This is a genomic window from Lawsonibacter hominis, assembly GCF_014287895.1.
GTDB classification, from domain to species: Bacteria; Bacillota; Clostridia; order Oscillospirales; family Oscillospiraceae; genus Lawsonibacter_A; species Lawsonibacter_A hominis.
The window spans coordinates 144914-165506 of sequence record NZ_JACOPP010000004.1 but is presented as its reverse complement, the minus strand read 5'-3'; the positions used below and the strand labels follow the sequence as shown (position 1 = coordinate 165506).

Below are 20593 nucleotides of genomic sequence, written 5' to 3'. Positions count from 1 at the left end.
TTCATCGCTCCTCCGGTGTCATTTTGAGGGGAATATAGTAGTTCTTGCCCCGGTCGAAGGACACCCGCTCCGTCTCTACCCGGAAGATATCCCGGAACATCTCCGGCCGGCAAAGCTCCTCCGGCGTCCCAACGGCCTTCAGACGCCCCGCCTGAAGGATGGCCAGACGGTCGGAATTCAGGGCGGCCTGGTTCAGGTCGTGGAGCACCATGACGACGCTGATGCGCGCTTCGGCCTGAAGCTGTCGGACCAGCGACAGCACAGCCAGCTGATAAGAGATGTCCAGAAACGTGGTGGGTTCGTCTAAAAAGAGGATGTCGGGCTGCTGGGCCAGGGCCATGGCGATCCAGGCCATCTGGGCCTCGCCGCCGGAGAGGGTGGCCACGCTGCGGAAGCGGAAGCGTTCCGTCCCGGTCAGGGCCAGCATCCGGTCCACCACGGCGTTGTCTTCCCGGGTCAGCCGTCCGCCGAAGCGGGCGTAGGGAACCCGGCCGTACTGGACCAGCCGCTCCACGGTAATGTCGGCCGGGATGCTCTTTTTCTGGGGCAGGACGGCGATGCGCCGGGCGATCTGGGTGCGCTTCAGTTCCTGCAGATCCCGGCCTTCCAGCAGTACCCGGCCGCCGGAGGGCTTCAGCAGACGGCACATGCCGCGGACCAGGGTGCTCTTGCCCGAGCCGTTGGGGCCGATGATGGTCAGGATCTCCCGATCCCGTATGCCCAGGGTCACGTCCCGGACGATCAGAGTATGGCCCAGTTCCACCCGCAGGTCCTGGGCGTGCATCAGATATGGCTGCATGGCTACACCTCCCGCTCCCGCAGCATCCACAGGAAGAAGGGGGCCCCCAGCAGGGCCAGGATGATCCCCACGGGGATCTCCGAAGGGCGCAGCACCACCCGGCCCACCATATCGCAGAAGGTCAGGGTGACGGCCCCGCCTAGGGCGGAGGCCGGGATGAGATAACGGTAATCCGAGCCGATGAACATCCGCATGATATGGGGCACGCACAGGCCCACAAAGCTGATCATCCCGGCCACCGACACAGCGGAAGCCGCCAGCAGGGAGGAGACCGCGATCAGGGCGATCCGGGTGCGGTCCACGTTGACGCCCAGGCCGACCGCCAGCTCGTCCCCCAGCAGAAGCACGTTGAGCTTGCCGGCATACAGCAGGGCCAGCGCCAGGCCCGCCAGAAAGTAGGGAAGGATCATCCGCACATGGGGCCAGCTCCGGGCGGACAGGCCGCCCACCATGAAGCCGGCCATCCCCTGCAGCGCGTCGGGAAAGCGGATGGTGAGGATGTTGTTTACCGCCGAAAGGATGGCGGAGAGGGCCACGCCGGAGAGAATAAAGCGTACCGGATTCAGCCCGCCCTTCCAGGCGAACACGAAGATGAGAAACGTGGTCGCCAGGGCTCCGCAGAACGCCCCGAGCGGGATCAGGGACGAGGCGGCGGGGAAAAAGAGATACATGATGTAGGTGGTGACCGACGCGCCGCTGGTGACGCCCAGAATACTGGGCGAGGCCATGGGGTTGCGCATCATGCCCTGCATGATCGCGCCGGACAGGGCCAGGCACGCCCCCACCATGCAGGCCAGGAGGTTCCGGGGAAAACGCACCTCCCGGATGATGGTGGTATAGACGCCGCTGTCCTGTCCGAACAGAAGGATCCGCAGGATGTCCGGGGCGCTTACGTCCACCGCGCCGAACATCGTTCCGGCCAGGAAGACCGCGGCCAGCAGCACGGCCAGCAGCAGCAGTTTGGCAAGCCGCCTCCGGCGGGTCAGGCCGCAGGGCCGCTCCGGGCGCGCGTGTGTGCGTTCCATGGGCGCGCCGCTTACGCGAAGAGCTCGGGATAGAGGAAGGCGGCCAGCTGCTCATAGGCATCGGCATAACGGCCGTTGGGCTTGTACATGTACATGCTCACGTCCAGGTGGCGGTAGCGGCCCTCCTTGTAGGCGGTCAGGTCGGTGAAGCCGGGCAGCTCAAGGACTCGCCGGGCGGCGGCCTGCTGATCGTCCCCGCCGCCGGCGGTAAGGATATACTGGGGGTCCAGCTCCAGCAGCTTCTCCATGCTGAACTCATACTTCTCCCGGGTAACGTCGCCGTCGGGGTAGGACAGCAGCTTACAGTTCAGATCCAACAGCATGCTGCCGCACATGGTGTCCGCGCTGGTGAAGCTGGGACCGCTGGTAGAGGGCATAATGAGCACCGCCTCCGCCGAGTGGCCCGCCACCGTTTCCCGCACGGCGTCCACGCGGGCTTTTACGTCGGTGGCATAGGTCTCGTACAGGTCGGGGCGCACGGTCAGCTCGGTGAAGATCTTGACCAGGTCCAGATACTGCTCGAAGGTCTTATAGCCGTAGACCAGGCAGGGGACTCCGGCGGCCTCCAGCAGTTCGGCCATCTCCAGATCGCTCTTGCTGTTGTTCATGATGACCAGGTCGGGCTCGGCCTCCAGCACCACCTCGGCGCTGATGGTCTCGCCGTCGGCCAGGATGGGGACCGCCTCCAGTTCCGCGGGCAGAGGAGAATAGGAGGAATAGATATCCTTGCGGTAGACCAGAGTCCCGCCGCACTCGTACCACAAAGGGCAGTAGGAGCCATAGGTGCAGACTACCCGCTGCGGATTGCGGTCGACGGTGACCTCCTTGCTGCGGCCGTCGGTAAAGGTATAGGTCTCAGACACCGGCGGCTCTGGGGTGGGCTCCGCCGCGGGTCCGGCGCTGGGGGAAGGGGCGGGGGTACGGGCGGAGGAAGCGCCCCCGCTGGGTGCGGCACAGGCAGACACGGTCAGCAGCAGGAGCAGGAGCAGGCACAAGAGGGATTTCGCACGTTTCATAAAGGGGTCTCCTTCCGGTTTAAAATCATATCACCGCAAAAAGAACGCCTCTCTGCAACAAAAGGCCCCGCTTTCCAAGCTTCTTGGAAAGCGGGGCCCTGAGTACGGCGGCAAGCGGACGCGGCGGCCCTGTTGGCACACCGGTCCCGGCGCTGTTTCAGATGAGCTGCTCTCTGCGGAAGATACCTCATCGTTCCATCCAAGCAGGTTTCCTGACTTGCGGATCGGCATCGGCCGCGCCTTCTCATCCTGATGGACAATGGCGTTGTGCGGCAGACTCCCCGTTCACAGTGACCGGATCGTTCGGGATTTGCACCCGATTCCCTATTACCCGCTCCTGCGCGGAGCGGCACTTGGATAGTTTTGATTGAATTGTAAGGTCAGTATACGCGATTTTTGCGAAAATAGCAAGAGGCGAAAACACATTATCGTTTGATTCCGTAAGGGGGCGGGGCGGCATAGGCTGCGGAACGGGGCCGGCGTCCGGGTCCATGCCGTTTTTGTTATCGCAATTTTTAAAAGATTTGATAAGCGCAGGCAATACCACACGGGAAAGCGGCTGTGCGCCGTAAAATAGGGGCATAAAGGAACAAACGGGCCTGTCCAGCCGGAACGGCGAATTGTCAATGGTGCGGACGCAAAAGGCGTTGGGGAAATGAATATCTATGGTCCGGCCGTGCTGCGGTGCGGGGAAAACTGCCTTGCGAGTTGAGCCGGATGCACGACGCTGTCGAAACCATCATTGCCGCGCCGCCCACGGCCCCAAGGCAGGCCGGGCAGCGCGCGCTAAGGTTCCATCCGGAAATAAGGGAACACATGGAATTTGCGTAATGAAAAGGGGCTGTTGACAAAGTCCCTTATCGAAAAAGCAAATAGGTTTTTCTTGCTTGTTTGTTGTTATTTACTGTAAAATATATGCTATTTGATGAACTTTTTGCAAGGCCGTATTTTTGAAAACAGACTTTGTCAACAGCCCCTGAAAGGCATGCCAATGCAGAAAAAGACAGCCGGATCGTCCACGCAATCAAGGGAACGGCTGCAAATGTTCCAGACGCCACGATGTCTTTCCGGTTGCTGACGGAAGGAGAAGCGGTCGTATTTGGCGATAGTGGCGATCTCAGAGCCGAAAAGCGGGAGATGCCGTTACAAAGAACCGTTAGACAAGCGTATCCGCTATAAACTCGATTCCCATCCCTCCTGGGTCGAAAGCAATCTCTCAGATCACGCATACGACTCAAGTGCAGATAACACGAAAAATGACCCGTTCGAACAAGATGAGAGTATGTCTTTGCACTCGTGAAAGCACAATCCTGATTTGAAAAGCTGTTTGCCGATACCGACAGATGGTGAGGACGTTTTCTGTGGTTGTCTGAGGGCGCCTCAATTATAGTACCCTGTTAATGGAGTTGCAAATTCTGCAAAAACCTACAATTTGCCGGAGAAATTTTTAAAACCGCTTGCAATTGCTTTAATTGTAAGCTATATATGGTATGTAGACCAACTTAAAATGAAAGGAGTAATTGGTGTGGCGATTACAAGCGCAAGCCTCGCCGCAAAGAAAAGAATTCTGACCGCCTGCGTCCGCCTGTTCCTGGAAAAGGGTTACAACCGCACTACGGTGGCAGAAATTGTAAGGGATGCCGATGTGTCGGTCAGCACCTTCCAGAACATTTTCCGTGCCAAGGACGGCGTACTCATCGAACTGATAGAATTCATGTTCGGGAATCAGTTTGGCGCGGCAAGAAAGATTGTCGGGGAGCGCATCCCGCCCGTTTACGTCTATGCGGTGGAGACTGCCATCCAGTTGACGCTGACAGAACTGAACGAGAACCTCAGGGATATTTATCTGGAGGCGTACACCCAGAGCGAAGCGGTGGAGTATATCCATCAGCACACCGCATTGGAGCTGGCGAGCATTTTTGGCTCCCGCCTGCCGGGCTATACTGAGAGCGATTTTTATGAATTGGAGATCGGATCGGCGGGTATTATGCGGGGCTATATGGCACGCAGGTGCGACATGTACTTCCCATTGGAACGAAAGCTCAGGCGCTTCCTCGTGATGAGCATGAGCGCCTACAGCGTGCCGGGGGATGAGCAGCAAAAGGTGCTGGAATTCATTGCGGGGCTGGACATCCGTAAGATTTCCGAGCAAGTCATGCAGGAGCTGTTCCGAATGCTGGCCATGCACTTTGAATTTTCCCTGGACGATGTGAAAGCGGAACAGGGAGGTAGGGTATGAAAGATTATCAAACGGGTCTTGCTTCCCCCGGTAACCCCCGTTGTGCTTGTCGCGGTTTTGGTTGTAGGCGTACACTTTACGCGCTTTCAGACCAAGAGCGGCATCGAAGGGTTGACGAACGTAAGGAAGACAGATGACGACGCCCGGACAAAACACGGGGTGGAAGCGTCCGGCGTTTGCAGAAATGAGCAGGTGAGTGTATGGAACCACGGTATTTTTCCAAAGCGCTGCGGGAAAAGCTCTCTCATATTTCCGACGTGCCGCTGACCATCGTGGAGGCGCCGGCGGGCTATGGGAAGACGACGGCGATCCGTTCGGCACTGGAGGGGATGGACCAGGGGCAGGTATGCTGGTATACGGCCATCGAGAGCGCGCAGGACGGCAGCTTCCGATGGCTGTGCCGGCAGCTGGAGCGTGTGGACCGGACCGCGGCGGAGGGACTGCAGGCGTTGGGGTTTCTCAACCGCAGCAACGCCAACCGGGCGGCGGAACTCTTTGCGGAGCTGCGCGCGGCGCAGCCGCTGTATCTGGTGATCGACAACTTCCAGTTCGTGCTGGGCAACTGGCAGCCGCAGATTTTCAGCTCCCTGGCGGAGCTGCGGGACCGAAACCTGCATGTGATTTTTATTTCCCAAAGCTTCGGTCGGCTCCGCGTCCTGCTGGGGGAGGCCCATACCATCGGCCGCGTTGCGGCCCGGGACCTGCTGCTGGGAGTGGGGGACGTCCGGGACTTTGCGGCGGAACTGGGACTGACGATCTCCGAGGGTCAGGCGCAGGCGATCCATGCCAAGACCGAGGGATGGGCGGTAGCGGTCGCCCTCTACCTGCAGAACCTGAAAAGCGGAAACGACGTGACTGCCGTCTGCGATACGGATACGCTGATCTATGAATTGTTCTGGAAGAAGGCGTCCGGCGAGCGGCGCGAGACCATGCTGCGCCTGTGCCTGTTTGAGCGGCTGAGCATGGAGCAGATCGAGCAGGTGCTCGCCATCCCGGCGGACCGGAGGCAGACGCTGACTTATAATTTTTGGGAGAGCGTGCCGCTGCTGACCTATTTTCCCCAGCGGCGGCAGTATTTTCCCCATGAGATCCTGCTGGCCTTTCTGCGCCGGCAGCTGGAGCAGACGGATGAGCCGTTTCGCCGGGATTGTTATCAGGCGGCGGGAAGGTGGTATCGTGACCACGGCCAGACCAGGGAGGCGGTAAGCGCGTTTTACGCCGTGCAGGATTATGAGGGGGTTTTGTCCTGCGAGCTGACGGGATTGCTGATGGAACCTATCTGCGGCGTATCGTATACGGAAGCGGCCCGTACGGTGCTGCGGGAATGCCCGGAACCGGCGCAGGAGCGATATCCCATCTCGGTGCTGCGCCTGTGCTACGCCTTGTTTGCGGGGGCGGATTTTGCGGCGTTTGAAACGATGCTGGAGCGATCCCGCCGCCGCATCGAGGCGCGGGGAGAGAAGGCGCTGCTGGGGGAGTGGCACATGGTGGCGGCGTTCGGCGATTTCCCCGATGTGGCGCGGATGGAGGCGCATTACCGGCAGGCGGAGGGGCTGCTCCAGGGCGTCTCCCGGGTGTTTACCTGCCGGGAGCCCTTCCTGTTCGGCTGTACCTCCATGTGGTACTTATTTTACAGCAAGCCGGGCGAGATGATGGAGATCGCCGACCGGCTGGAGCATATGATGGCGGTGTACAACCGCATTACCGGAAATCACGGCGCGGGCGCGGCGGAGCTGTACCGGGGGGAAGCCCTGTGCGTACAGGGACGTTACGACGAGGCGGAGATCTTCGCCCACCGGGCGGCGCTTTTGTCCGAGCAGGGGCAAAACGCCAGCGTCACTTACGGCGCGGCCCTGCTGCTGGGCATCAACGCCATCTACCAAACGGACATGCTCACGTTGCAAAAGGCCGTCGAGTATCTGGAGGAAAAGGCGCAGGGCTACCCGTTTTTGCAGGGCACGGCCATCAACCGCTGTATGGTGGAGACGGTGCGCGGCTACCTGTTGGCGCTGATGATGGAGACCGACCGCTCCGCCAAGTGGACCCAGGGCGAGGCGGACCGGCTGGGCGATTTGACCTTTACCAACTTTATCGTAAAGACCACCCGCATTACCGACCTGATCCTGAACAAGGAATACAAGCGGGCCATCGCGGGGGTGGAGGCATCCCTGGCGCTGGAGCCGAAGATGATCTCCGTGGCGACCCGAAACTTTATGCATGTGGGGCTGGCCCTGTGCTACCTGGCCATCGGGAAGCCCAAAAAGGCGGCCGAGCATCTGGATTATGCGCTTACCCTGGCCGAGCGGGACCGGAACTTCACCTTCCTGGCCAGCTTTCGGAAGTATCTTTCCGTTCTGTTCCTGCTCCCGTCCATCGCTGCCCGGCATGGGGAGGCCATCCGGGAGATCCGGAAGATGGACATCCATTATACCAAGGCCGAGGAGAGCCGGATCTTCGCGATGCTGGAGCAGGCGCAGGAGGGGATTTCCGGCCTGAGCGGACGGGAGCTGGACGTGGCCCGGCTGGCGGCCCGTGGGATGCGCAACCGGGAGATCGCCGGGCAGCTGCATATCTCGGAGGAGACGGTGAAGGCCCATCTCAAGACCATTTTTCAAAAGCTGAACATCGATCGGCGCAGCCGTCTGGTGGAGCTTTTAAAATAACCGAAAAATTGGATAAATCCCCCGAACGGGGGATGCAAAAACCGGGAGCGTGTCCTATACTTGCAGAGATAGGATACGCTCCCGCGTGTTATAGGCAAGGGGGCATCGACCGGAAAGGAGGGTTTTTACCGTGGGGGCATCGGTGGCATCCGTTCAGGCACTCCCGGAATACCGGCTGCGCGTCTGTTTCTGCAACGGGAGCGAGGCCATCGTGAATATGGAGCGGCGCATCCAGGCGATTCGCTTCCATAAGCTGGCGGACCCCGGCTTGTTTGAGACGGCGCAGGCGCAGGGGGACGCCGTAATCTGGAAGCGGGGCGGCGAGTCGATCCATGCGACGATCAGCGAACTGCTGGATTCCATGATGTTGTGAGGAAAGGATTGGAAGGAGGAACACAATGAGCGGGAAAAAAGGAAGCGGTGTGTGCAGGCGTCTGCTCTGTGCGGCGCTGACGGTGCTGATGCTCTTTGAGGCATCCGGCTCCGCGCTGGCCTATCTGGTGACGGGGGAGGGGAGCGCACCCACGTCCGTTGTCTACACGGATACGAACGGGAACACCCAGCCGGTGGACGAGAGCTGGGAGGAAACGTTCCCCTATGGCGCGTTTGCCTTTGAGACGTCCGGACTCGCCCTTTCGGAGGGGGAGAGCGGCGTCATCAAGGTCTACCGCCTGGGCGGGACCACGGGCCGGGCGACGGCCTATCTCACCTATGAGCCCGTTTTGCTCCAGGATGAGAACGGCGGGGCGGTGTACGACTATGCCGTCAGCGCCAACGATGTGGCCATCCAAGTGGAGGAGCCGCTGCCCCGCGCCCGGTATGACGCGGTGGGGATGCCGCCCGTGCCGGAGACGGGGGACGCGGCGGTGCGGGCGGTGCCCGACGAGCTGGGGTATTCCCTCCGGCTGTCCGAGACGGCGCAGAGCTATCAGTGGCAGATCCTCTCAGACGGCGCGTGGAAGGACATCCAGGACGCCGCCGGGGCGGAGGTCCCGGCGGACGCGGAGTTCATCGACAGCGGCAGCTACGATTACCGCTGCATCTACACGCTGGGCGGGGTGGAATACTGCTCGGTGTCCCTGCGCGGGACGGTCTATGAAAAGCCGGAGGAGGAAGTGCTGGCGCAGCGCCCGGAGGGCCTGGAGCTCAACGCCGAGCCGGTCTATACCCCGCTGGATCTGCTGGGCGAGGGGGAGGACCCCTATAACGGCTGGGCCTTCGAGCTGATCTTTGCCGATGGCGAGTGGGTCAAGGAGATCCATCTGGACGCGCTGACCGACCAGCTGCCGGAGGCCCAGGAGGCGGCGGCCTTCACCATCCGGGACTGTGAGGGCGGACAGGTGCTGGAAAGCGCCAATACCCTTCTGTTCCGCATTGAGGACGCCAACGATCCCGAGCCCAGCACGCTTGGCTTTACCGTCTCCCAGGTCACCGTAGACCAGGCGGACGGGACCGCCCAGGTCATGATCGAGCGGGTGGGCGGCGCACAGCGCCCGGTGTCTGTGGAGTATACCACGGTGGACGCGACCGCCCTGGCCGGACGGGATTACGCCCAGACCAGCGGTAAGCTGATGTTCTATGCCGGGGTAACGCGTCTGCCGGTAACGGTGGAACTCATCGACGACGGCGCGGCCTCCATGGAGCCGGTGTCGTTTGAAATCGTGCTTTCCGAGCTGCTGGGCGACGACAGCTGCCGATTCGCCCAGGATACGGTGCGGGTGGAGCTGATCAACTCCGGCCGGGGCGGCGCGGCCAATCTGGCCACCCAGCTCTATGACCCGGAGGCCGTGGATGTGTCCGGCGCCGTGGCCGAACGCGACGGCGCGGCCAACGCCGGAAGCGGGCGCGTCACCGGGGCGCAGGTGGCGGCGGAAGAGCCGGAGCCGGTCTATTCCACCCTGGTAGACGACGGCGCCCAGGGGGATATCTCCCTCCAGGCCTATGCCCCCTCCCTGAAGAAGATCGTCTTCGCAAACCCGCAGAGCGCCTGGACGGGCACGGCGGAAGCGGCGCAGAAGAGCTATTGGGGCATTGGAACCAATACCGACGGCGCCGCCGTACTCTACGGCGCCGGGGATACGGCCAAGAAGATCGGCAAGGATTATAACGGATCGGTAGATGTAACCATCGACAAGGGCGTCGCCCTGGCCAGCCGGAAGGACGCCGACGCGGTTTTGAAGTCGGCCGGGTGGGAGGCCCTGGGCGGCGCGCGGGAGATCGCGGGACAGCTGTTCAGCGGCTACCGCGCCGAGATCCTGACCCGGATGGGCCATGACACCTCTTATTTGGACGGGTTTACCTATAAATATTCCTATACGGAGCCCCGCCTCTGGCTCATGCAGGGCAGCACAAGTCTGGTGGACAATCCGCGCTATGTCAAGCGCTTCGGCTCGGGGCCGCTGAACAAGAGCTGGACGATCCGGGCTTCGGACGACGGCAGCAATTACTATAATCCCTTTTCCGGTACCTACAGCGGCGGCATGGGCTTTACGGGAAGCCTGAGCCTGGGCATGTCCCTGTGGTATGCCTCTTACGACAGCCACCAGCACGACGAGCTGAACGACGCGAGTATGGTCTGGCTGAAAAGCATGAGCCTGACCCGCCGCATTTTTGCGGTCGACGCCTTCAAGACCGAGGTGTCCACGCCCAACGACAGCAACACCGCGCCGGCAAACTGCGCCGTGCTCAGCGAGTCCAATTACAGCGGCTTCCAGCCCAAGGTGGAGATCGTCGGCGGCAAGGGCGGCGTGAACGGCTCCAACCAGCTTTATGTGGGCTCCACCGTCAAGATCACCGCCGGGACCGCCCCCGCGGGGTACTATGTCTCCAATGTGGTGGTCTATCAGAGCACAGACGGCGGAAGCACCTGGAAGACCTTCGGCAAGTTCGGCGCCGGCAGCTACGACGCGGCCGAAAAATCCTACACCTTCAAGCTGGTGGGCTCCGCCAGCGCGCCGCTGAATGACGGCGATCTCAGGGCCCAGTACAAGTTCCGGGTGTGTTACTCCCGCAGCAGCACCATTACGGTGGACTTTGAGAAGTCGGTGCCCCGCAGGGAAAACAGCCTGACCCAGATCGACACCGACAAGATCAACTATCCCCTCAACGGCTACTACGACGGCAGTACTTACGGCAGCGACCACGGCTTTACCTATGGCGTATCGGCTGCGATCACTTATGGCTACAGCACCTTCAACAGCAGCACGGGGGATTTCGGCACCGCCTGCACGGAGACGACGCTGGCCAAGCCTACCGCGCTGTCGGGGGCTGCGGAGTGGTCCTTTGACGCCACCAACATCCAGTGGGTCTGCTTCAATCTGTCCTCCCGGGATCTGCTGCTCATCAACGGCACCGCCTACGCGGGCAACGCCAAGATCTATTTGCAGGAAGCCGATTTTGCGGGCGGATTGAGCGTATTGTATTATCACGAGGACTACCGGACGGCCCAGAGCGCCATGAAGACGGCCATCTCCTGGATGGCGGTCTACTGGGACGCCAACGGAAACGGCAAGATCGACGGCTATTACAACGAGACCAACTCCAGTTTCGTCCTGACTGCGGTGGACGGCGTCCGGGATGAATTCTGCGCCTACGTCACCGGGGGTTCGGCCAACGAGACCCAGTTTGCGCCCAAGAAAAACGCCAACGGGGATTACTGCCAGTATTTTATCAAGGCCTGCTATACCATGACGCCCCGCAGCCTGGTGGTGCCGGAGGGAGCCAGCGAGAGCGAGCGGGCCCAGATCCTGCCCGCCCTCGTGACGGCGGTCAACCCGGACAGCGCCGCCTATTCCCGGCTGACGCCGGAGCAGCGGGCTTACCGCTATCTGGTCAGCGGCCTGACCCGGCAGAATTCCAGCGCAGCCGAGACCCGCTCCGCCGACGGACACCTCAAGTATGGAGCGGCGGCCAACGCCCGGAGCACCCTGGACATTCCTCTGGGCGGCGACGTTTCGCCTGCCACCCTGGCGGAGGGCGCTGCGGCGTATACCTGGAATCCGGTCTTCCGGGGGAACATGCTCTATCCCTTTGCCGCTCCGGAGCCCATCACCGTGGAAAACAGCATCGCCGGGCCTACCCCGGTGACGCAGCAGTATACCATTGAGCGGGACGAGGAGGGGATCATTACCGGCTATGCCTACACGGAGGAAGGGCTCAAGCGCATGAACGGCTACCTGAGCTCCTTTACCGGGACCACCACGTTCGCCCTGGTCACCCAGGAGCAGCGCTATTCCACGGCGGATATCCTGGCGGGCGTGCAGTCCGGCGTAAAGCTGGGCGGAGGGGCGGCCGGCACGGATGACGACACCCTGTACGTGCAGGATGCCGCGGACTATTCCGTCCGGCCGGACAGCGTTACCCTGGGCGGGTACTCCACCACACCCGACGCAGAGTACCTCAAGCAGATGCAGGATGAATCCTCGCCCAACTCCGACGTGGATATGGACGACTCCGGCAGCGAAATGAGCGAGTTCAACGTGGACCTGGGCATCAATCTGGGCTCCATGGAGCTGGCGGTCACCGACTATGTGACCATCCTGCTGGATGAAAACAAGGTGGGCTTTGCCGTGGGGCTGCCCCTGGGCGAAACAGGGGACGAGAGCAAGGGCTTTGCGGATAAGAATAAGGACAACTGGACGCAGTTCGGCGACTTCTTCAAGAAGGGGAACTTCGGCGGGGACGAGAGTTATAAAAAAGCCGCTACGGAGCATACCCGGAAGAAAAATGCGGACGCGGCGGCGGCGGCAGCCTCTCCCAATCCCTCGTCCCCGCCGCAGCCCAACCCGTACGACAAGACCCAGTTCAAGTCCAAGAGCTTCAGCGTGGGCTTTGCGGTGGGCCTGGCCTTCCTGTTTGAATACAATCCGCTGGACAACGGATATTATTTTGAGGGGATGACCGTATCCTTCAGCGTTTCGCTCACCTTCCGCATCCAGGCGCGGCTGACGGTGTGCCCCATCGTCTATTTCTACTTCCAGTTCGACGGCTCCATCGAGATCGCCACCGGGCTGGGGGTCATCCGGGATTCTGTGGAGATAACTCCGGCGGTGCTGGACGCCAAATCGGCCGCCAACTATGAAAAACAGATCAGCCTGACCTATATGGCGCGGCCCTCTGCCGGAGCGGTCATCACGCAGGCGGCCTACGAGAAACTGACGGCGGCGGGAAAGCTGCTCTACAAGGCGGCCGATCTGGCAGGCTACTACTACAGCGCCGCCTATCCGGCGTTTGCGGACGCCAAGGCGGTCTATCTGGAGACGGGGGATTACTTCCTGACGGGCGAGCAGTACGGCGTGCTTACCGACACGGAAAAGGAGAATTACGAGTGGACCGTCAGCGGCGCATACAACAAGAGCCATTACCGCAGCTACAGCGCGGCGCTGGAGGCCTACAACGCGGCCGCCGCATACTCCTTTGAAACGGGGTACAAGGCGTTCAACGTCCGCTTCTCCGGCAAATTGGCGGTGGACGTTTACACCAAGCAGGACGGCGCCTGGAAACCCGCCCCGGAGGGCTCCGGCTATATCAGCGGCTTTATCAGCTCCGACGGGAAGGCGGACACCCAGGTGGTGCTGAAAAAGCAGGACGGCATGACCCTGGCCGAGACGGTCAAGGTGGTGCTGCGGCCGCTGGACTACGATACGCAGACCACCCTCGACAAGACCACCATCTCTTACATCGCCCAGATCCAGGACATCCGCAACGAGGTGTACTGGAAGGGCATCAGCATCTCGCCCTCCATCGGCCTGGAGGTGGGCGCGGGCGTGGGCGTGGAACTGCTGAAGGTGGAGCTTTACGCCAAACTGGGCCTGGAGGCCACGTTCCTGCTGGGGGTATACAACACCAATTACGACCCTTATGACATGGACGCGGGCAACGATGAAAAGTATGCGCCCGCCTCGGTGGAGAGCTTTGGATTCTCCATCGGGATTGGACTGCGGGTGGTGCTGTTGGCCTTTACCTTTGAGCTGGACGCGGCCACCTACTGTGTGGATTATGACGGAGCGGACTGGGAGACCGGCTGGCATTTCCTCAATGACTGGGTACAGGACGCATCGGAGGACGGCTTCCTGGGGGTCACCATCCGCCCGCCCCAGAGCACCGAACAGAAGCTTTACGCGCCGGAGGACAACGCTGAGCCCGAACTGGGCACCCTGGCTTACGACCCAACCGACGAGACCGTGCCGTTCCAGCTTTCCGGCTACGGCAGCAGCGTGGACGCGGCCAACCTGAGCACCGCTGTGCTCCCCGGCGGGGATTACAAGGTGATCCGCGCGGGCGAGCGGGACTTTATCGTCTATACCGTCTCCCGGAGCGAAGCCGGTATCGCCGGGGAGGATGTCCCGCAGCTGGTCATGAGCGAGCTCAAGCGGGTCAACACGGCGGCGGACGGCCAGACGCCCGCATACAAATACGGCTTGGCCAACCCGACTGGAGCATCCGGAGCGGGCGTGCCGCTGTATCTCGTGCTGGACCCTGACGGCACCGGCGACCTGGACTTCGACGTCTGGGTAGAGGAAGGGAGCGACGGCACGAGCGGCGCCGCCGCCTACACCATCCACAGCACATGGGTGAGCTATGCCTCCGCCGCGCAGACGGAGCCCACTAAGCCCGGCTCGACCCCTTACGGCGGTATGAACGCGGACAACTATAAGACCATACCGGCGCCGTCCGCGCCCGCAGAGAGCGCCTACTACACGGCGACCGGCGAGACCTATACTACGGAGGACTACGGCCAGCTGCCCCAGGAGGAACAGGCGCTGTGCAAGGAAACCGGTTCGGGCACCTGGACGAAATATACCCTCGCGGAGGGCTATGCCACGCTTGCGGCGGCGGAGAGCGCCTATCAGGCCGCGCAGAGCGCCTATGCGGCGGACCGGGACTCCTATCAGGCATGGCATGCCTACTACCTGTCCCTGGACAGCTACAACGCCTACCTCCAGGACCGGCTGAAGAGCGCGGCGCAGAACACCGTCCTCAAGGCCGCCGAATGGAGCTATACCAGCACGCCCTATTCCGGTGAGGGCGAGGGCGCGCCGGAGATCCGAAATGACGCGGCCTTCCATCCGGCCCAGATCCTGGGGGGCGACGGCGCGGGAGGCAGCGTGGGCTATGTGTTCGCACCCGCCTCCAACGGCAGCGGCAGCGCGGTGTTCTTCGGCAGCACGCTGACGCAGGATGCGTCCGGCGAGGCGTACGATCGGTACGTCCAGTTCCTGACGGACAGCGGGATGGCGGACACCGACTACGCCGACTACCTGAAGAGCACAAAAAAATCCACGCTGGACGTGCTGGGTACCCGGTCCAACCTGAACCTGGCCTGCCAGAGCGGCGGCGTATGGAAGGTATCCTCCATGGCGCTGGCCGAGGGACAGACGCTGGGCAACGTGGAGTTCACCCAGCTGGACGACGGCGCGTACTACCTGGCCTACACCACCCGGCAGGACGCCTACGAGGGCAGCGGCAAAAACGCGGATCATCTTACGGTGGAGCGGCTCTTCCTGCGCAAGGTCACGGCCTCCGGCGATACGGTCGAGTGGGGCACGCCGTACCTGCTGCGCATGACGCGGGATTACGACCAAGACAGCGGTAAGGACGGAATCTATACCGCCGCCGGGGCCTTTACCGCCTATGAGAGTCCCTATTTCTCCAACCTGAGCTTCCTGACCGCGGCGGTCGACAGCGATATGCTGACCGGAACGGAAGAATCCTTCTCCACGATGGCGGTGCAGGAGCATACCTTCCTGCTCTTTGAAATGAACGGGGCCACCTATCTCATTTTGGATGACAGTCTGAAGAGCATCACCGCATCCCAGACGGGCGCCATCCACCCCTTCTTTACCGGCGCGAAGCACGCGGACGGGGCGCAGGAGGCCTCCGGCAAGCTGGAGGTCACCATTGGCGCGGACGCCAAGGGCAACCTGTTTGCCGTCTATGTGGGGAGCGTGCCCAACACCACCAACAACGCCCTGTATCTGTCCGCATATGATCCGGCCACCAATACCTGGGGCGACGGGGTCATGCTGGCCATGCGCAACATGGACACCTATGAGGCGTCCCTCCGGTACGACTGGGGCAGCCTTACCGCCCAGGCGGCCTATCTGGGCCTTGCGGGAGAAGGCGGAGGCCTGCTGACCGACGCGGACGTGCGCAGCCTCTACGGTGAGGACGCGGACAACGTGCTGGCCAATCTGAAGGCCTACCCCGACGATCTGGGCGACAAGAACAACCTGACCTTCTCCAACGTACAGGCCGTGCAGGGCGCTGCGGGCGAGCTGCTGGTGCTCACGCAGGGGACGCTGGCCGAATTGGGCGTCGTCTCCTATACAAACGGCGCCGAGACCGCGTACATGGTCATGCCGGAGTATGCAGACGGCGGCATGAGCAGTTCCCTGGGCATGTATGCCGTGAGCTACGGAAAAGGCAGCCAGAATCTGGGCGAGGGGAAGCTTGCGTTCGGCCACACGGACTTCAGCGTGGGCAGCCGGCTCTATGTGAGCCTGAGTGCGGTCAACACCGGTGACACGGCCTTCCGGGGCAGCCCGGCGCAGCCCATCACCGCCACCCTGACCGCCGATGGTCAGGCGTTGGCCAGCTGGAAGATCGAAAGCAACATCCGCTCGGGACAGACCTTGGTCCTGGACGGCGACTGCGCCGCGCTGGAGCGCGACCTGCCGGAGGGGACAACGTTCACCCTTACCCTGCAGGAGTACGAGGGGGCGGGCTACGAAGACCCCGCCAACGTATCCGTCGACCTGTTCACGGTGGAGCAATACCCGGACCTGGGCGTGGAGGATCTGACGGCCACAGTCGCAAATGTTTCGGCAGACGGCAGCACGACCACGCTGAACGTGGAGTTCGTGGCTGCCAACCGGGGTTCCGGCAAGGCGGAGGGCGTCTATGCGCAGTTTACCTATGCCGACGCAACGGATGAAAACGGCGAGGCCACCTACGCGGTGCTCCCCCTCACGGGCAGCGACCTGACCGTCGACCAGGCCAGAAGGCTGGAGACCCTGGCGGCGGACGAAAACGGGGACGCCAATCTGGCGCAGGGGATCCTTTACCTCTACAACGCCGCGGACGGAAACAACGACCTGGAGGCCGGATACGGCAGGCGGGTCAGCGGCACCGTCACAGTGCCTTCCAAGGCCTTCGCGGCGGGAGAGTCCGGCTACCTGAAGCTGAAGATCGAGCTGTTCACCGGTTCCGACCGGATTACCGGCCTGGACGCGGGCGTGGTCAACGCCGTACATGACGAGTACTACGCCGCCAATAACGCGCAGACGGTCGACCTGCAGGCAGTTACCCGCTATACCGCGGCTCCTTCCGTGGTCATCCCCATGGGGACCACCACGCTGGTGCCCGTGACCGCGGTCAGCGCCCGGGGGACCCGGCCCGCCCTCAGCGTCACGGAGATCGACGATGCCACAGACGGACCAAACATCGGCATACTCAATTTCCGGCAGAGCACGGCCGCAGGCGGAAGCGTCTCCGGCGTGTTGTCCATCACGCCCTCCAGGCCGGGCACCGGCGTCATCCATCTCTATGACGCGGATACGGAAAGCCGGGTCGCCGTGGCCTTTACCGTCACGGAGGCTGCCGAGGGCATCGATATCTTCAACGACAACGGCGCGTTCACCTTCTACAACGCCGACGGTACGCCCTACGATGCGGAAGCGGTCGGGAACCAGTCCTGGGCGTTCAACAGCGCCCCCGGCTGGGGCACGGGCGGGAGCGCGGAGATCCCCCTGCGCAGCAACCTGTCCATCGGCGAGCAGGGCGCATCCTTCACCTTCCGTACCGTGGCCGAGTCCATCGACCTTTATTTCCAGGGCTCGATCGAGGTGAGCAGCAAGGACTATCCCAACTATCAGGGCGACGCCTGTACCAACGCCACCGGCGGATCGACGCCCACGAAGATCACGCTCGGCTCGAACGACGACAACACGGCGTATACCGTGACCGTCAAGATCACCAGCACCACCGCAAGCTTTGACCGGCTGGTGGAGCACTATTCCGGCGGCGTGGTGCCTACGCCGGACTATGACGGGACCAACCCGCTCTTCATCTGGAGCCGCAGCTTCCCCGCCACGGCTTCCATCACGGGCGGGGGCGCGGCGATCCCCCTGTCCCTTTACGTGCTGGACAACAACGGACTGGACTATATCAGCATAAACGGCACCCGCTGCAACGCCGCCAGCGGCGCGGTAACGCAGCTGGATGGGGACGGCCTGCTCTGGCGGTATGATTTCGGAGCCCTGGCCGCCAACGGGAACTACGACATCACGGCGGTGGATATCTCCGGAAACACCGTCAGCACCACCCTGATCGTGGATTGGTTCAACACGGCGGCTTCGGGCGACGAGACCACCGTGGCCGTACCGCGGTACGGTGCGGACTTCTATCTGGATGCGGCCAAGTGGGGTGGGACTCCCGTCGGTACGGGGGCCATCGAGAAACTGAACATCACCTTTACCGAGCAGAGCGGAAATGAAAAGGCCACTGGAAACACGCATGAAGTCTATTGCTTCGACGGCAGCAGTTTTGCGCCGATGACCGCCGAGGCCTCGAACGCGGCGATGTTCAAGGTCAGCGGAAACGGCATCTACTGGACCCGCACCGTAAACAGTGATAAGACCTGGAGCGCGCAAGTGCTGTACATGGGCCAGGTGGACGCAAATCTGCCGCAGGTGACGCTGGCCTTCAACCAGGCCGGCGGAGCGCTGGAGTGGAGCGCCTACAAGACCGGAAGCGCAGCTGCGCAGATCACGGATGTGGCCGTCAACGGCTATAAGGTGAACGCGCAGCCGGGCAAGAACCTCTACGGGACGCTGGAGATCGCGTACAACGGTACCTACACCATCACAGCGGAGGATGCGGGCGGAAACCGGAACAGCATTGCATGCACCGTAGACGCCCTCAAGCTGGACCTTGCCGGGTGCTCCGCCGCCTCCACCGGCGCCTGGAACCAGGCCCGGAACAACGGCAGAGTGGAAGCAGACTTGAGCGGGGCCGTCGGCGCCTCCTATCACGGGGAGGATTCCAACGAGGCACAAAACGACTATCATGCCCGCTACCAGACGGCGCTGGTTCCCGGCGGCTATGACCTGAACGGACTGGCGGAGGACACGGAACTGGTCTGGACGCCGGTGAACAAGGGCAACGCGTTCCGGTGCGTCTACGAAGGCCTGACCCCCGGCGCGTACCTGCTGGTGGTACGGGACGCGGCAGACCCGGCAAATGTGAGCAGTCTGCCGGTGAGCGTGGCGGACGACGCCATTACGGTGCGGGCTGTCACCCTGAATGCATCCAGCAGCTCCGCATCGGACGGACAGGTGCTGGCCACCGCGGCAGGCGGCAACACGGAAAGCTTTGAGTTTGCCATCCTGGCCGCACCCGGCTACAAGGGCAGCACGCCCGGCATCGCAGACTTCCTCGCGCTGGACACAGCGCAGAGCACCCAGGATGACATCGTCTGGAGCCTGGCCGACGACCCGGCGGTCAATCAGCGGGCCAAGACCTTTACAGGCCTCAAGGCGGGGCAGTATCTGGTGGCGGTGCGCGGCGTCTATGGCGCCACGCAGGCACAGCTCGCGACGCTGGTTGCCGCCCGGAAGACGCTGAACGACGCCAAACGGGCGCTGGCAGAGGCGAAGGACCCGGTTGCGGAGGAGCTGGAACGGCTGAAGGCCGCCGTAGAAGCCGCACAGGCCGGATATGACGGCGCGGTACAGGCGCTCCAGAATGCTTCGGCGGCGGCTTACGAAGGTGCGAGCGGCTATTGGGACGGGGCGGACGTGATCGTGGTGACCGTCGTTGACAACAGCATCTTCGGCGGCTCCTCCAGCGCGGGCAGCCGCAGCAACCTGCGCGGGGTCAGCGCGGACGGCAACGGCTCGGCGGTGTATACCATCAAGTCGTCCAAAGCGGACCTGACCCGTGCGGACAGCCAAAGCATCGTGGAGGCTAACCAGACCAGCAATGTGGTGCTCAAGGGCGGCGGCCTGGCCGTTTATATCCCCAGGGGCACGCTGGAGGAAGGCTTCGACGTGAACCGCCTGATCGTAAAGCCGGATGAGGCAAAAAGCGGCATGGTGGTGCAGTATACCGACCTGGGCGGAACGGCGGTCATCCGGCCGTGGTGCCTGGTTTCGGACGGCGCCGCGCAGTATATCGCCGCGGGCGCGGGAGACTACGCGCTGGTGATGGGCAGCGCCGATTTCGAGGATACCGATTGGCTTTGGGGCGCTGAGTCCATCGGCTTTACCGCCCGCAGGGAGCTGTTCACAGGTACGGGCGAGGGTCTGTTCTCTCCCAACCTGCCCATGACCCGGGCCATGTTCGTTACCGTGCTCTGGCGCATGGCGGGCAGCCCGGCGGCGGAGGGCGGGCTGACCTTCACCGATCTGAAGGGCGAGTGGTACCGCCAGGCGGTACGGTGGGCCGTTGCAAACGGTATCGCGGACGGCTACAGCGCCGAGCGCTTCGGGCCGGACGACCCGGTCAGCCGGGAGCAGATGTGCGTGTTCCTGTGCCGTTTCCTGGAGCACCTGGGCTGGACGCTGGACCGGGAGTTCTCCGGCGCGGCGTTCGCCGATGGCGCGGGCATCAGCACCTGGGCGGCGGACTGCGTGGATATCTGCACCCGGGCCGGCCTGGTCCAGGGCGTCGGCGGGAACGCCTTTGCACCGAAGCAGAGCGCAAGCCGCATGGAGGTGAGCACGCTGCTGACCCGCTTTGTGACAAAACTGGTTGAAAAATACTGCGGCGTATGAGAGAATAAGAACTGCGGGGACCGCCTTGCGGTCCCCGCAGGCGCGTTCCGGACGCAAAATGGAAAGGAGGCACAT

General features: G+C 62.5%; 7 protein-coding genes and 1 riboswitch. Of the genes, 4 read left to right on the top strand and 3 right to left on the bottom strand.

Annotation, left to right across the window (positions count from 1 at the left end; all coding sequences use genetic code 11):
* Nucleotide 1 precedes the first annotated feature (1 nt).
* The 3 genes from H8S57_RS04815 to H8S57_RS04805 are packed head-to-tail and all read right to left on the bottom strand — an operon-like array spanning nt 2 to nt 2840.
* Nucleotides 2-799 carry an ABC transporter ATP-binding protein gene (locus H8S57_RS04815; RefSeq protein ID WP_186906943.1) on the bottom strand — a complete coding sequence of 266 codons (798 nt, stop codon included), beginning with the start codon at nt 797-799 and terminating at the stop codon, nt 2-4.
* 2 nt (nt 800-801) lie between these two features.
* Nucleotides 802-1824 (bottom strand): FecCD family ABC transporter permease, encoded by a 1023-nt coding sequence (locus H8S57_RS04810; RefSeq protein ID WP_186906942.1) that lies wholly within the window; start codon nt 1822-1824, stop codon nt 802-804.
* An 11-nt stretch (nt 1825-1835) separates the two neighbouring features.
* Complete coding sequence (locus H8S57_RS04805) at nt 1836-2840, bottom strand: ABC transporter substrate-binding protein (protein ID WP_186906941.1); 1005 nt, start codon at nt 2838-2840, stop codon at nt 1836-1838.
* Nucleotides 2841-3025: 185 nt separating this feature from the next.
* A riboswitch (cobalamin riboswitch) is annotated at nt 3026-3212 on the bottom strand.
* Nucleotides 3213-4365: 1153 nt separating this feature from the next.
* Here H8S57_RS04805 and H8S57_RS04800 point away from each other — a divergent pair.
* From H8S57_RS04800 to H8S57_RS04785, 4 genes are all read left to right on the top strand, one after another.
* A complete protein-coding gene (locus tag H8S57_RS04800; protein WP_256175092.1) occupies nt 4366-5079 on the top strand; it encodes a TetR/AcrR family transcriptional regulator in 714 nt (237 codons plus the stop codon).
* Nucleotides 5080-5279: 200 nt separating this feature from the next.
* Nucleotides 5280-7742, top strand: a complete 2463-nt coding sequence (locus H8S57_RS04795) for a helix-turn-helix transcriptional regulator (RefSeq protein ID WP_186906940.1) — start codon at nt 5280-5282, stop codon at nt 7740-7742.
* A gap of 130 nt (nt 7743-7872) precedes the next feature.
* Entirely contained in the window at nt 7873-8115 is a 243-nt protein-coding gene (locus tag H8S57_RS04790; protein ID WP_186906939.1) for a DUF2442 domain-containing protein, read from the top strand.
* A 25-nt stretch (nt 8116-8140) separates the two neighbouring features.
* Entirely contained in the window at nt 8141-20518 is a 12378-nt protein-coding gene (locus H8S57_RS04785) for an S-layer homology domain-containing protein (RefSeq protein WP_186906938.1), read from the top strand.
* The last annotated feature ends 75 nt before the right edge of the window (nt 20519-20593 follow it).